Genomic DNA, 12,369 nt, shown 5'->3' with positions numbered 1-12,369 from the left:
GCTAGCCGCCCTGCCAGGCCTTCACTGCCTCCATGGGCCAGACGAGCATCAGGATGTTGAGCGTCAACCCGTCGCGGATGAGCCAGGTGGTCAGCGCCTCGAAGAAGACGATGAGCACGACGCTCGCCCAGACGGGAAGGCGCGAGGCGAGGAAGAAGCCGATCACCATCGCCAGGATATCCGCGCTCGAATTGATGACGCTGTCGCCGAAATAGTCGAGCGAGATCGTCGATTCGCGATAGCGGTTGATGACCATGTCGGTGTTTTCGAGGATTTCCCAGCCGCATTCCACGACGAGCGCCAGCGCAAGACGCACCGTCACGCTCGCTTTCGGCAGGAGAAGGAAGAAGAGGCCGAAGAACAGGATACCGTGGATGATGTGGCTCGGCGTGTACCAGTCGGAGATATGCTGCGAATTTTCCGAGGAAACGACGACGCCCTGCCAGAGTTTGACATATCCGCACTTGCAGATGGGCGGCTGACCCATCGTATAAAGGATGATGGCCGTCACGGCGACAAAGCCGGCGACGACCAGCAGGGAATTTCGGACCGTTGGGTTCAAGCGGGATTTCCTCGCATGAGGGTGGAGACAGGCGGCCGGCAGATGACACCATATTGCGGCCGGAAACAAGATCGGGAGTAGGGCATGAAACTTGCGACACTGAAGGATTCCACCCGCGACGGCCGTCTGGTCGTCGTCTCGCGCGACCTGACGCGCTGCTCGGAGGTCGGGCATATCGCCCGCACGCTGCAGGCCGCCCTCGATGACTGGGCCCATGTCGCCCCGCGGCTGGAGCGCGTGGCCGAGGGGCTGGAGACCGGCTCGCAGCCGACGGTCCGCTTCCACGAGCACCACGCCGCCTCGCCGCTGCCGCGCGCCTACCAGTGGGCGGACGGGTCGGCCTATGTCAACCACGTCGAGCTCGTCCGCAAGGCCCGCAACGCCGAGATGCCGGAGAGCTTCTGGTCCGACCCGCTGATGTACCAGGGCGGCTCGGACAGCTTCCTCGGGCCGCGCGAACCGATCCTTGCGGCGGACGAGGCCTTTGGCATCGACATGGAGGGCGAGGTCGCCGTCGTCGTCGACGACGTGCCGATGGGCGCGAGCGTCGAGGAGGCCCGCGCGGCGATCAAGCTCGTCATGCTCGTCAACGACGTCTCGCTGCGCGGTCTCATCCCGGGCGAGCTTGCCAAGGGCTTCGGCTTCTTCCAGTCGAAACCCTCCTCCGCCTTCTCGCCCGTCGCGGTGACGCCGGACGAACTGGGAGAGGCCTGGGACGGCGGCAAGCTGCATCTGCCTCTCCTCGTCTCGCTCAACGGCAAGCCCTTCGGCCGCGCCGATGCGGGCGTCGACATGACCTTCGATTTCGGCCAGCTCGTCGCCCATGCGGCAAAGACCCGTCCCCTCGTCGCCGGCTCGATCATCGGCTCCGGCACGGTCTCCAACAAGCTGGACGGCGGGCCCGGCAAGCCGGTTTCGGAGGGCGGGGCCGGTTATTCCTGCATCGCCGAGATCCGCACCATCGAGACCATCGCCACCGGCGCACCGAAGACGCCCTTCCTGAAATTCGGCGACACCGTGCGCATCGAGATGAAGGACAAGGCCGGCCATTCCATCTTCGGCGCGATCGAGCAGACCGTGCAGCGCGCCGAGAAAGGCTGAACGATGAGCGGCGACATCGTGCTCTTCGATTACTGGCGCTCGTCGGCAAGCTACCGCCTGCGCATCGCACTCGAAAGCCTCGGCCTTTCCTATGCCCGCGAGGCCGTCGACCTCCTCGCCGGAGAGCAGCGCGCCCCGGAGCACCGCGCCCGCAACCCGCAAGGGCTGGTGCCGGCGCTCCTGATCGACGGGCACATGCTGACGCAGTCGCTGGCGATCATCGAATATCTTGCAGAAACGCGCCCCGAGGCGCGTTTCCTGCCCGCCGATCCGCTCGGCCGGCAGCGCGTGCGCACGCTCTCCTACGCCATCGCCATGGAAATCCACGCCGTCTGCAACTCCGGCGTCGCCGCCCATGTCCTGGAGATCACCGGGGGAGGGGAGGAGGTCCGCGTCGGCTGGATGAAGAAGTTCATCGGCGAAGGCCTTGCCGCCGTCGAGCACCTCCTCGACGACCCGGCCACCGGCATCTTCTGCCACGGCGACACCCCCACCATGGCCGACTTCTGCCTAGTCCCGCAGGTCTACAACGCCGAACGCTGGGGCGTCGACCTCTCCGGCCTCGACCGCGTGCGACGCATCACGGGAACCTGCCGCGCGCTGCCGGCCTTCCAGGCGGCCCATCCGGAAACGGTGAAGGCGGCGTAAGCTTTGATATTCGGAAGGGAGCGTGCTATATATACCTTTAGCTGAAGAAGGATATACCATGCCGCTCTATGTCAAGGACCAGGAAGTCGACCGGCTCGCCGACCGGCTATCTGCGCTGCGCAAGATCAGCAAGACCGAGGCGGTGCGGCAGGCGCTGGCGCATGAGCTGGAGCGCGCTGAAATCGAGCCGACGCTTGTGGAGAAGGCAGTTGCCATGACGCGAGAGCTGAACAGGAAATACAAGCCGACCGGCCTTACGGCCGATAAGGCCTTCATCGACAGTCTCTACGAAGACTGATGTTTATCGACGCCTCGGCCATCGTCGCCATGATGACGAACGAGAGCGATGCGGAGGCCCTTTCAGCGCGTCTGATAGCTGCCGATTCGCGAATGACGTCGCCGATGGCGTTGTGGGAAGCCAGCGTAGCCTATAGCCGTATTCTCGGGCTCGATCCCCAAACAGCATTGCGCGAAGTGGAAGCCTATATTCGGCCTCTTGAAATCGAGGTCATCGCAATCGCTCCAACCATGGTGGCCGCGGCCGTCGAGGCTTACCAACGCTTCGGCAAGGGGCGGCATCCCGCCGGGCTCAATTTCGGTGACTGTTTCGCCTATGCCTGCGCGCGCCACCTCGATATGCCACTGCTCTTCAAGGGCGATGATTTTTCCCGGACAGATATTGAATCCGTATGAAACCCGCACCGCCGAAGCGGAGCGGGTTCGAGCTTGTCAGGCCACATCGCCCATGCAGATGTACTTCATCTCCAGGTAGTCGTCCGCGCCGTGGGCGGAGCCTTCGCGGCCGAGGCCGGATTGCTTGATGCCGCCGAAGGGGGCAGCTTCAGAGGAGATGAGGCCGGTGTTGACGCCGACCATGCCGTATTCCAGGGCTTCCGCCACCTTCCAGACCTTCTTGAGGTCGCCGGCGAAGAAATAGGCGGCAAGGCCGAATTCCGTGTCGTTGGCCTGCGCGATCACGTCCTCGACCGTGTCGAAGCGGAAGAGCGGAGCGACGGGGCCGAAGGTCTCTTCGCGTGCAACCGTCATATCGCGCGTGACACCCTTCAGAACGGTCGGCTCGAAGAAGGTGCCCCTGCCGGGAATACGCTTGCCGCCGGCGACCACGCTCGCGCCCTTGGAGAGAGCATCGGCGATATGGGTTTCGACCTTGTCGATGGCGGCTTCCTCGATCAGCGGGCCGATGGTCGTGCCCTTGTCGAAGCCGTCGCCGACGGAAAGTTCGGCGACCTTCTTCGCCAGCTTCTCGGCGAAGGCGTCATAGACGTTGGACTGCACATAGAGCCGGTTGGCGCACACGCAGGTCTGGCCGGCATTGCGGTACTTGGAGGCCATGGCGCCTTCCACGGCGGCGTCGAGGTCCGCATCGTCGAAGACGATGAAGGGCGCGTTGCCGCCGAGCTCCAGGCTCACCTTCTTGATCTGGTCGGAGCACTGGCGCATCAGGATGCGGCCGACCTCCGTCGAGCCGGTGAACGAAATCTTCCGCACCTTCGGATTATAGCAGAGTTCCTTGCCGATGGCCGGGCCGTCCGTACCGAGGATGATGTTGAAGACGCCCGCCGGAATGCCCGCCTTCTCGGCGAGAATGGCAAGGGCGATGGCCGAGAGCGGCGTCTGCTCGGCGGGCTTGGAGACGACCGTGCAGCCGACGGCGAGCGCCGGAGCGACCTTGCGGGCAATCATCGCGGCCGGGAAGTTCCACGGCGTGATGGTGCCGACGACGCCGACCGGCTGCTTGATGACGAGCATGCGCCTGTCGGCGGACGAGGCGGGGATGGTTTCGCCGTTGATGCGCTTGGCCTCTTCCGCATACCACTCGACGTAGGACGCCGCGTAGAGAATCTCGCCGCGCGCCTCGGGCAGGGGTTTTCCCATCTCGGCGGTGAGGATCGCGGCCAGTTCGTCGGCATTGGCGACGATCAGGTCGTTCCACTTGCGCAGGAGCGCGCTGCGGTCCTTGGCCGGGCGGGCGGCCCACAGGACCTGCGCGCTATGGGCGGCATCGATGGCGGCCGCCGTCTCGCTTGCGCCCATCTCGGGCAGCGTCGCGAGCTTCTCGCCCGTCGCGGGGTTGAAGACGTCGAAGGTCGCCGCACCGTTGCCGCCGATCCAGTTGCCGTTGACATAGCCTGCATCGCGCAGGAAATCGGTCGAGTTCAGGTGCCGGGTAAGGGCATCGTAGAAGGCCATGTTTCGTTCCTTTCGGACAGGAAAGAGCGTTCACCCGGAGCGATGCTCCGGGTGTTGCCCTTGAAGGATGGGGTTCAGCTATCGATCAGGCCGCGCGGGCTTCGACCATCGCCGCTTCGAGGATATCGAGCGCTTCGGCGAAGACCTCGTCCTGGATGGTGATCGGCGCGAGGAAGCGGATGACGTTGCCGTGGACGCCGCAGGTGAGCAGAATCAGGCCCTTTTCGAGAGCCTTGAGGCGCACCTTGTTGGCGAAATCGGCGCTCGGCTGCTTCGTCGTGACGTCGTTGAACTCGACGGCGTTCATGAAGCCCGGACCGCGGATGTCGACGATCTCCGGAACCTTGTCGCGGAGCGAGGCAAGGCGCTGCTTGAGGCGCGCGCCAAGATTTTCCGCGCGGTTACACAGGTCCTCGTCCTTGATGACGTCGAGCACGGCATGGGCCGCCGCAACGCCGATCGGGCTGCCGGCATAGGTGCCGCCGAGGCCGCCCGGGCCGGGTGCGTCCATGATCTCGGCGCGACCTGTGACGGCGGCGATCGGGAAGCCCCCGCCGAGGCCCTTGGCCATGGTCATGATGTCGGCGGCGATGCCGTAGTGCTCCATCGCGAAGAGCTTGCCGGTGCGGGCAAAGCCGGTCTGCACCTCGTCGGCGATGAGAAGGATGCCTTGCTGGTCGCAGATCTCGCGCAGCGCCTTCATGAAGGGAACCGGGACCGGATAGAAGCCGCCTTCACCCTGCACCGGCTCGACGATGATCGCGGCAACCCGGTTCGGGTCGACATCGGCGGCGAAGAGCTTCTTGAGGACGGCGAGCGACTGCTCGACCGTCGTGCCGTGCATCTCGACCGGGAAGGGCGCGTGGAAGACGTCGCCCGGCATCGCGCCGAAGCCGACCTTGTAGGGCACGACCTTGCCGGTCAGCGCCATACCCATGAAGGTACGGCCGTGGAAGCCGCCGGAAAAGGCGATGACGGCCTGCCGGCCCGTGGCCGCGCGGGCGATCTTCACGGCGTTCTCGACGGCCTCCGCGCCCGTCGTGACGAAGATCGTCTTCTTGGCGAAGTTGCCGGGAGTAATGGCGTTCAGCCGCTCGGCGAGCTCGACATAGTTCTCGTAGGGCACGACCTGGTGGCAGGTATGCGTGAAGCGGTCGAGCTGGTTCTTGACGGCCTCGATGACGCGCGGATGGCGGTGGCCGGTGTTGACCACGGCGATGCCGGCGGCGAAATCGATGTAGCGATTGCCCTCCTTGTCCCAGATTTCCGCGTTCTCCGCCCGGTCGGCGTAGATCTGCGTGGTCATGCCGACACCGCGGGAAATCGCGGCATTCTTGCGGTCTGTCAGAGGCGTTGCGGTCATGGCGCTATCCTGGATCTGGAGGGCTGTATCGAATAACTTGCATTTTTTCTGCAAGTCTCAAGTGGAATTCCTACATTTTTTCTGCAAGAATGCAACGGCGATTTTCGATATCCCGGCGCACTCTACAAGAGGTGCTATAGGCGGACGATACGACAGAATCGGGGATTTGGCATGATGGGTGCGAACGAACCCGTTCATTACAAGGTAGCGGAGGCCGCGCGGCTCGCCGGCGTCTCGGCCTCGACGCTGCGGCTGTGGGAAACGCAGGGCCTCGTCGTGCCGGGCCGCTCGCAGACAGGCCATCGCCAGTACAGCGCCGAGGACGTCGCGCGGCTGAAGCGCATCGCATGGTATCGCACCGAGCGCGGCCTCAACCCCGCCGCCATCCGCGAGGCGCTGGAGGCGGAGGATCCGGCCGGCGAAACCGCTTCGGCGGACGGCGACGCGCCGCAGGGCATCGGACGCAAGCTCCGGAGCCTGCGCCATGCCGCCGGCAGGACGCTGGAGCAGGTGGCCGGCGACATCGGCATCGCCACCTCCGTCCTCTCTACCTTCGAGCGCACCTCACAGGGCGTCACCTTTCGCGTGCTGCACGACCTTGCCGACTATTACGGCACTACGGTCTCGAAGCTTTCGGGCGAGGAGGAAACGGCCGAGCGCTCCGTGGTGCGCGCGGGAGAATGGAAGCTCTGGCCGGAAACCTCGCCGGGCGTCACCGTGCAGGTGCTGGCCGACGGGCGCAACATGATGGACTGCCACCGCTTCGTGCTCGCCCCCGGCGCCTCCTCGGACGGCGCCTACCGGCACGAGGGCGAGGAATTCGTGCATGTGCTGTCCGGGCAGGTAGAGATCGTGCTGGACGGCCACGAGTTCCACGACCTTGGCCCCGGCGACAGCCTCTATTTCGAAAGCGCCCGCCGCCATGCCTGGCGCAACCGCCACGACGGCGAGACGGTGCTGATCTGGATCAACACGCCGCCGACCTTCTAGTTTCGACGCTTCAACTGCTGCTCGCGGAAGAAGATGAAGAGGCCGGAGGCGACGATGAAGCCGGCACCGACGAGCATGGCGGAACGTGGCGCATCGCCGAAGAAGATCCAGCCGAAGATCACCGCCCAGAGCAGCATCGTATATTGCAGCGGCACGACGGTTGCCGCATCCGCGAGCTTCAGCGAGCGGTTGACCAGCATGTGCGCGCTCATCGCCACGATGCCGAGGAGGCCGAGAAGCCCGAAATCGACGGACCGCACGGGCGTCCAGCCGGCGGGATCGGCAAGGCACCAGACACCGGAAAAAATGGCCGCGCTCGCCACCTGCCAGAAGACGAGCGTGGTATCGGGCGCCGCGCGCAACGTGCGGCCCAGCACCATGGCAAGACCGAAGGCAAGGCTTCCCGCAAGCGCGATGAGCGCGGGCAGCGTGAATGTGTCCTTCGACGGCGACAAGGCGATGAGCACGCCGACGAAGCCGACGACGATGGCGCTCCAGCGGCGCCAGCCGACCTTTTCCCCGAGCAGGAACGGCGAGAGCGCGGCGACGTAGATCGGCGCGGCGAGCCAGTAGGTCATGGCGTCGGCGAGCGGCATGTAGGCGACGGCGAAGTAGAAGCCGGAGGCCTCGAAGGCGAAGAGCGCCGAGCGCAGGAGATGCAGCCTCGGCCGGTCGACATCGACGAGGCGCCGCCAGCCCATGCGCCAGAAGAACGGCGCCAGCACCATCAGCGCAGCGATGCTGCGGATAAGCATGAGCTGGCCGACCGAATAGGTCGAGACCAGCCATTTGCCGAGCACGTCGTTCAGCGAGAACATCAGCATGCCGAGCAGCATCAACAGCACGCCGAGGCGCGCGGAGCCGGAAGCATGGGGCGGGGAAACGGCGATGTCGGACATGGCGCACTCGGCTCTTCGATCCGCAGCCCTGTGACATATTCCCGCCGGGCGATCCAGTCAGCAATTTTGATGGCTTCATCAGGAAAGCGCCGGTTGATCCTTCCGGGCGGGGGTGAAACACTGGGCATCCATTCACGAGGCTTCCCGATGACGAATGAAAAGACCGCCGGACGCCGGCTGCGATCGCAGGACTGGTTCGACAACCGCGACCATATCGACATGGCCGCGCTCTACCTCGAGCGCTTCATGAACTACGGCATCACGCCCGAGGAGTTGCGCGCCGGCAAGCCGGTGATCGGCATCGCACAGAGCGGCAGCGACCTGACGCCCTGCAATCGCCACCACATAGAGCTCGCCAAGCGCGTGCGTGACGGCATCCGCGATGCGGGTGGCATCCCCATCGAGTTCCCGACCCATCCGATCTTCGAGAATTGCAAGCGGCCGACCGCCGCCCTCGACCGCAACCTTGCCTATCTGGGCCTCGTCGAGATCCTCTACGGCTATCCGCTCGACGGCGTGGTGCTGACCACGGGCTGCGACAAGACCACGCCTTCCGCGCTGATGGCCGCCGCCACCATCGACATTCCCGCCATCGTGCTTTCCGGCGGGCCGATGCTCGACGGCTGGAACGACGGCGAGCTCGTCGGCTCGGGTACCGTCATCTGGCGCTCGCGCCGCAAGCTTTCCGCCGGCGCCATCGACGAAGCCGAGTTCCTGCAGGCGGCGATGGATTCCGCGCCCTCGATCGGCCATTGCAACACGATGGGCACGGCCTCGACCATGAATGCGCTCGCCGAGGCGCTCGGCATGTCGCTGACCGGCTGCGCGGCCATTCCCGCGGCCTATCGCGAGCGCGGCCAGATGGCCTACCGCACCGGGCGGCGCGCGGTGGAACTGGTGCTGGAGGATATTCGCCCCTCGCATATCCTGACGCGGCAGGCCTTCCTCAACGCCATCCGCGTCAATTCCGCCATCGGCGGCTCGACCAACGCCCAGCCGCACCTGATGGCCATGGCAAAGCACGCAGGGGCGGAACTGAAGCCGGAGGACTGGCAGCTCCACGGCTACGATATCCCGCTGCTTGCCGACGTGCAGCCGGCCGGCCGCTTCCTCGGCGAGCGCTTCCACCGGGCAGGCGGCGTGCCGGCCATCATGCGCGAACTGCTCGACGCCGAGAAGCTGGACGGATCCTGTCCCACCGTGACGGGGCGCAGCATGGCGGAAAACCTTCAAGGCAGGCAAGCCAGCGACCGCGAGGTCATTCGCCCCTATGGCGCGCCGCTGAAGGAGCGGGCGGGCTTCCTTGCGCTCAGCGGCAATCTCTTCGATTTCGCCATCATGAAGACCTCGGTGATCTCCGAGGAGTTCCGCCAGCGCTATCTGAGCGAGCCGGGCCGCGAGGGCGTCTTCGAGGGGCGGGCGGTCGTCTTCGACGGCTCGGAGGATTATCACCGGCGCATCAACGATCCGTCGCTCGGCGTCGACGAGCGCACCATCCTCGTCATCCGCGGCGCGGGGCCGCTCGGCTGGCCGGGCTCGGCGGAGGTGGTGAACATGCAGCCGCCGGATCATCTCCTCAAGCGCGGCATCACCAGCCTGCCGACCATCGGTGACGGACGGCAATCCGGCACGGCGGACAGCCCCTCGATCCTCAACGCTTCGCCGGAAAGCGCGGCCGGCGGCGGCCTTGCCTGGCTGCGCACCGGCGACACGATCCGCATCGATCTCGAAAAGGGGCGATGCGACATGCTGGTCGACGACAGCGAGATCGAAAGGCGCAAGGCCGATGGCATTCCGCCGGTGCCGGCGGATGCCACCCCCTGGCAGCGGCTGTACCGCCAGACCGTCACCCAGCTTGCGGACGGCGCCGTCATCGAGGGCGCCGCCGATTTCCGGCAGATCGCAAAGACCCCGCCGCGGCACAATCACTGACGGCGATCAGCCGCGCCGGGCGACGAGGATGCCGACAAGCACGATCGCGCCGCCGATCCCCTGCATCAGGCCGACCGACTCGGCAAGCAGAATCCAGGCGAGGATGGCGGCGACGACCGGCTGGAGAAGCAGCGTCAGCGAGGAGAAGGCCGTCGGCAGGTAGGCGAGCGCGAAGGTGACGAGGCCCTGGCCGCCGACATGGCTGATAAGGGCAAGGCCGAGCACCATGGCCCAGCCGAAGAGCGTCACAGGCACCATGTTGCCTTCAACGAAGAAGGCGACCGGCAGGATGCAGATCATCGCGGAGAAGGTCGTCCAGACCATGATGCGCAACGTCGAGAAGCGCGCGCGCACATGGCCGAGCGAGAGCATGTAGAAGGCGTAGAAGATCGCTGCGACAACGGCCGTCGCATCGCCCGCCAGCTGCCCGCCGCCGATCGCCGCCGGCCCGCCCTTCAGGACGATGACGCCGACAAGCGCGAGCGCCAGTCCCGCAAGAAAGACCGGCGTGATGCGCGTGCGGAAGAGCAGCCAGGAGCCGAGCGTCACGAAGACGGGCGCAAGGTTGGCAAGCAGCGTCGCATTGGCGACCGACGTCATGTGCAGCGAGAGGTGCCAGGCCGCAAGGTCGGCGGCAAGGAAGACGCCGGGCAGGAGCAGGACGATATGGTCGCGCAGCCCCGACGGCCGTTCATCGCCCTGTGCGACCGCCCGCGAGGCGATGAAGAACGGCAGGAGCGCAAGCGCGACGCGCCAGAAGGCCGTCGCCATCGGCCCGACTTCCGAAAAGCGCACGAAGATCGGCGAACCGCCGATGGCGGCTCCCCCGATCAGGAGAGCGATGAGCGCAAGGCGCGCTTGCGGGGAAGAAGCGGTGGGGGACAAGGAGAAAACGTCCAGAAAGCGGCAATGCCGAGCGAGCTATCAGACCGGATCGGTTTCAGCCAGATGAGCGAAGGCGATTTGAAGGAAAACTTTGCGTGAGAAGCAAGCCCGCCTCTGCCTACAGGCACCTCCCTCGAAAAGAGAGAAAGCAAAGCGCTCTTATTTCTTCCCATTCGCGGGGCGGTATAGAAACGCCACGGACGTGGTGGCCATCCAATTACGCCGCCACTTCTAACGGCTGAATAGCATCGAGTTGCGGTCCCAGTTCCTCCGAGGAAGTTTCCAGATCGTACTTCATCTGCATGTTCATGAACCATGCAGCGTCAACGTTGAAGTACCTGCCAAGGCGCAAGGCAATGGGTGCGGTAATCCGGTGCTCGCCCCTGCAGATTGAGTTCAGCTGGCTTCGCGAAATACCGATTGCTTTCGCAGCCGCATAGACGGAAATGTCCATTGCATCGAGGAATTCCTCCTTGAGGACTTCCCCCGGATGGGGGAGAGGGATTTCTCTAGCCATAGTCGGTCCCTTTCTAGTGGTAGTCGACGAACTCGACGTCGTATGCGTCGCCGTCATACCAAGTGAAGCAGATACGAAACTGGGCATTCACACGAATTGAGAATTGCCCAGTTCGGTCTCCTGTAAGTGCCTCCAGGCGGTTGCCCGGCGGCACCCTTAAATCCTGAACCCGCTCAACGGTATCGAGCATGAAAAGTTTCTTCACGGCTTGCTTTGCGACATCGGGATGGATGCCTGCCACGCGGTTTCCATGATAGAGGGCTTCCGCAGCCTTGCCTTTGAAACTCAGGATCATGGCAATACGTACTAAATAGTAGTACGTATTTCAATAGCGGTACAGGAATATTTGAGGTGAGAACGTCAAGACTTGGATACCAATCTCCGCCAGCCGAGCGCCCGGCGGTGGTACCGGAGAAAGCCTGACGGATCGTCGCGCCCTCATTTGCGGGCGGAGAAAGCGGAGACACCCTCCCCTATAAGGGGGACTGTTTACCCGGATCGCTTTTTGGATTCTGTTATAGAGGTGATTTGCGGGGAGGCCCACGATGGATTGCCCAAGCTGTGGCGGCACAGATCTGATCAAGCGCGGCAGCAAGGCCGGGCATCAACGCTACCGATGCCGCGCCTGCGGGCGCTATAGCACCGACAGCCCGCCCAAATTCAGCGCCCAGACCAAGGCCATGGCGATCGAGATGTACATGAACAGCATGGGCATTCGGGCGATCGGCCGGGTGCTTCGTGCTTCGCCCGCGACGGTGCTGAACTGGATTCGCAAGGAGCATGCGGTCCTGCAGCACAAGCTGGCCCAGGCCGAGCCGACCGACACCGGGATACCCGATGTCATCGAGATGGACGAGATCTACACCTATGTCCAAAAAAACAGCGGCGGGCGGTGATCTGGACGGCCTATAGCCGTCGCCACCGCCGGGTCGTCGCATACCATATCGGCGACCAGGGCGTGCGCAGCGCCATCGCCATCTACGATCTGGCCAAGGCCGCCGTCGGCCAGATCAGCGCCATCTTCACCGATGCCAACTCCTGCTATCATCTGGCCTTCGAGCGGATCAAGGCGACCGAGCCGCATCGGCAGACCAAGGCGCAGACCCATCTCATCGAGTCCTCGAACGCCTCGTTCCGCGACATGCTGGCCCGCTTCAACCGAAAAACAAAGCGGGCCTCCAAGACACTCGAAATGCTTCAGATCACAATCGACATCTTCATCGCAAGAAAGCGCCTCGCGAGTCCAAGATGAACAATCCCC

General features: G+C 64.5%; 15 protein-coding genes. 8 read left to right on the top strand and 7 right to left on the bottom strand.

Annotation, left to right across the window (positions count from 1 at the left end):
- Position 1 precedes the first annotated feature (1 nt).
- On the bottom strand, positions 2 to 562 hold the full coding sequence (locus tag HNQ66_RS02760; RefSeq protein WP_246434148.1) for a DUF2585 domain-containing protein: 561 nt from the start codon (positions 560 to 562) through the stop codon (positions 2 to 4).
- An 84-nt stretch (positions 563 to 646) separates the two neighbouring features.
- On the opposite strand from HNQ66_RS02760, the gene HNQ66_RS02755 reads away from it, so the two are divergent.
- Genes HNQ66_RS02755 through HNQ66_RS02740 form a run of 4 tightly spaced genes read left to right on the top strand, consistent with a single transcriptional unit; the run spans position 647 to position 3,004 of the window.
- On the top strand, positions 647 to 1,663 hold the full coding sequence (locus tag HNQ66_RS02755; RefSeq protein ID WP_184140615.1) for a fumarylacetoacetate hydrolase family protein: 1,017 nt from the start codon (positions 647 to 649) through the stop codon (positions 1,661 to 1,663).
- 3 nt (positions 1,664 to 1,666) lie between these two features.
- Positions 1,667 to 2,311: a maleylacetoacetate isomerase gene (gene maiA / locus HNQ66_RS02750; RefSeq protein ID WP_184140613.1), complete on the top strand. Its 645-nt coding sequence runs from the start codon at positions 1,667 to 1,669 to the stop codon at positions 2,309 to 2,311.
- A 58-nt stretch (positions 2,312 to 2,369) separates the two neighbouring features.
- Positions 2,370 to 2,609 carry a type II toxin-antitoxin system VapB family antitoxin gene (locus HNQ66_RS02745; protein ID WP_184140611.1) on the top strand — a complete coding sequence of 80 codons (240 nt, stop codon included), beginning with the start codon at positions 2,370 to 2,372 and terminating at the stop codon, positions 2,607 to 2,609.
- Positions 2,609 to 3,004 carry a type II toxin-antitoxin system VapC family toxin gene (locus HNQ66_RS02740; protein WP_184140609.1) on the top strand — a complete coding sequence of 132 codons (396 nt, stop codon included), beginning with the start codon at positions 2,609 to 2,611 and terminating at the stop codon, positions 3,002 to 3,004. The genes HNQ66_RS02745 and HNQ66_RS02740 overlap by 1 nt, the downstream gene beginning before the upstream one ends.
- Positions 3,005 to 3,040: 36 nt before the next feature.
- On the opposite strand, the gene HNQ66_RS02735 is transcribed toward HNQ66_RS02740, so the two are convergent.
- Both HNQ66_RS02735 and HNQ66_RS02730 read right to left on the bottom strand, forming a co-directional pair.
- Entirely contained in the window at positions 3,041 to 4,522 is a 1,482-nt protein-coding gene (locus HNQ66_RS02735; protein WP_184140607.1) for an NAD-dependent succinate-semialdehyde dehydrogenase, read from the bottom strand.
- An 85-nt stretch (positions 4,523 to 4,607) separates the two neighbouring features.
- Positions 4,608 to 5,885 (bottom strand): 4-aminobutyrate--2-oxoglutarate transaminase, encoded by a 1,278-nt coding sequence (locus HNQ66_RS02730; RefSeq protein WP_184140605.1) that lies wholly within the window; start codon positions 5,883 to 5,885, stop codon positions 4,608 to 4,610.
- Positions 5,886 to 6,059: 174 nt separating this feature from the next.
- On the opposite strand from HNQ66_RS02730, the gene HNQ66_RS02725 reads away from it, so the two are divergent.
- On the top strand, positions 6,060 to 6,875 hold the full coding sequence (locus HNQ66_RS02725) for a MerR family transcriptional regulator (protein ID WP_184141308.1): 816 nt from the start codon (positions 6,060 to 6,062) through the stop codon (positions 6,873 to 6,875).
- Here the strand turns inward: HNQ66_RS02725 and HNQ66_RS02720 are convergent.
- Positions 6,872 to 7,774 carry a DMT family transporter gene (locus tag HNQ66_RS02720; RefSeq protein ID WP_184140603.1) on the bottom strand — a complete coding sequence of 301 codons (903 nt, stop codon included), beginning with the start codon at positions 7,772 to 7,774 and terminating at the stop codon, positions 6,872 to 6,874. The two genes, HNQ66_RS02725 and HNQ66_RS02720, sit on opposite strands and share 4 nt — an antisense overlap.
- Before the next feature lie 147 nt (positions 7,775 to 7,921).
- On the opposite strand from HNQ66_RS02720, the gene HNQ66_RS02715 reads away from it, so the two are divergent.
- Positions 7,922 to 9,706 (top strand): IlvD/Edd family dehydratase, encoded by a 1,785-nt coding sequence (locus HNQ66_RS02715; protein WP_184140601.1) that lies wholly within the window; start codon positions 7,922 to 7,924, stop codon positions 9,704 to 9,706.
- Positions 9,707 to 9,712: 6 nt separating this feature from the next.
- Here the strand turns inward: HNQ66_RS02715 and HNQ66_RS02710 are convergent, their stop codons facing one another.
- The 3 genes from HNQ66_RS02710 to HNQ66_RS02700 all read right to left on the bottom strand — a co-directional run bounded on the left by HNQ66_RS02710 (position 9,713) and on the right by HNQ66_RS02700 (position 11,403).
- Positions 9,713 to 10,591, bottom strand: coding sequence for a DMT family transporter (locus HNQ66_RS02710; RefSeq protein WP_184140599.1), 879 nt, complete (start codon positions 10,589 to 10,591; stop codon positions 9,713 to 9,715).
- A 217-nt stretch (positions 10,592 to 10,808) separates the two neighbouring features.
- On the bottom strand, positions 10,809 to 11,108 hold the full coding sequence (locus HNQ66_RS02705) for a HigA family addiction module antitoxin (RefSeq protein WP_184140597.1): 300 nt from the start codon (positions 11,106 to 11,108) through the stop codon (positions 10,809 to 10,811).
- Positions 11,109 to 11,121: 13 nt separating this feature from the next.
- Positions 11,122 to 11,403 (bottom strand): type II toxin-antitoxin system RelE/ParE family toxin, encoded by a 282-nt coding sequence (locus tag HNQ66_RS02700; protein ID WP_184140595.1) that lies wholly within the window; start codon positions 11,401 to 11,403, stop codon positions 11,122 to 11,124.
- A gap of 250 nt (positions 11,404 to 11,653) precedes the next feature.
- Between HNQ66_RS02700 and HNQ66_RS02695 the strand changes: the two genes are divergently transcribed.
- Together HNQ66_RS02695 and HNQ66_RS02690 are read left to right on the top strand one after the other, a co-directional pair.
- Positions 11,654 to 12,004 (top strand): IS1 family transposase, encoded by a 351-nt coding sequence (locus HNQ66_RS02695; RefSeq protein ID WP_184140593.1) that lies wholly within the window; start codon positions 11,654 to 11,656, stop codon positions 12,002 to 12,004.
- Positions 12,001 to 12,360 (top strand): IS1 family transposase, encoded by a 360-nt coding sequence (locus HNQ66_RS02690; protein WP_184140591.1) that lies wholly within the window; start codon positions 12,001 to 12,003, stop codon positions 12,358 to 12,360. The genes HNQ66_RS02695 and HNQ66_RS02690 overlap by 4 nt, the downstream gene beginning before the upstream one ends.
- Positions 12,361 to 12,369: the final 9 nt, after the last annotated feature.

Origin of the sequence: Shinella fusca, from assembly GCF_014203155.1 — a bacterium.
Lineage (GTDB): Bacteria > Pseudomonadota > Alphaproteobacteria > Rhizobiales > Rhizobiaceae > Shinella > Shinella fusca.
The sequence above is the reverse complement of the archived record's forward strand: the minus strand, read 5'-3'. Positions and strand labels throughout refer to the sequence as shown.

What these genes read in the sequence shown, in the direction of transcription:
- HNQ66_RS02755 (WP_184140615.1), top strand. Translation starts at nt 647, where the DNA reads ATGAAACTTGCGACACTGAAGGATTCCACCCGCGACGGCCGTCTGGTC.
- maiA (WP_184140613.1), top strand. Translation starts at nt 1,667, where the DNA reads ATGAGCGGCGACATCGTGCTCTTCGATTACTGGCGCTCGTCGGCAAGC.
- HNQ66_RS02745 (WP_184140611.1), top strand. Translation starts at nt 2,370, where the DNA reads ATGCCGCTCTATGTCAAGGACCAGGAAGTCGACCGGCTCGCCGACCGG.
- HNQ66_RS02740 (WP_184140609.1), top strand. Translation starts at nt 2,609, where the DNA reads ATGTTTATCGACGCCTCGGCCATCGTCGCCATGATGACGAACGAGAGC.
- HNQ66_RS02735 (WP_184140607.1), bottom strand. Translation starts at nt 4,522, where the DNA reads ATGGCCTTCTACGATGCCCTTACCCGGCACCTGAACTCGACCGATTTC.
- HNQ66_RS02730 (WP_184140605.1), bottom strand. Translation starts at nt 5,885, where the DNA reads ATGACCGCAACGCCTCTGACAGACCGCAAGAATGCCGCGATTTCCCGC.
- HNQ66_RS02725 (WP_184141308.1), top strand. Translation starts at nt 6,060, where the DNA reads ATGGGTGCGAACGAACCCGTTCATTACAAGGTAGCGGAGGCCGCGCGG.
- HNQ66_RS02720 (WP_184140603.1), bottom strand. Translation starts at nt 7,774, where the DNA reads ATGTCCGACATCGCCGTTTCCCCGCCCCATGCTTCCGGCTCCGCGCGC.
- HNQ66_RS02715 (WP_184140601.1), top strand. Translation starts at nt 7,922, where the DNA reads ATGACGAATGAAAAGACCGCCGGACGCCGGCTGCGATCGCAGGACTGG.
- HNQ66_RS02705 (WP_184140597.1), bottom strand. Translation starts at nt 11,108, where the DNA reads ATGGCTAGAGAAATCCCTCTCCCCCATCCGGGGGAAGTCCTCAAGGAG.
- HNQ66_RS02700 (WP_184140595.1), bottom strand. Translation starts at nt 11,403, where the DNA reads ATGATCCTGAGTTTCAAAGGCAAGGCTGCGGAAGCCCTCTATCATGGA.
- HNQ66_RS02695 (WP_184140593.1), top strand. Translation starts at nt 11,654, where the DNA reads ATGGATTGCCCAAGCTGTGGCGGCACAGATCTGATCAAGCGCGGCAGC.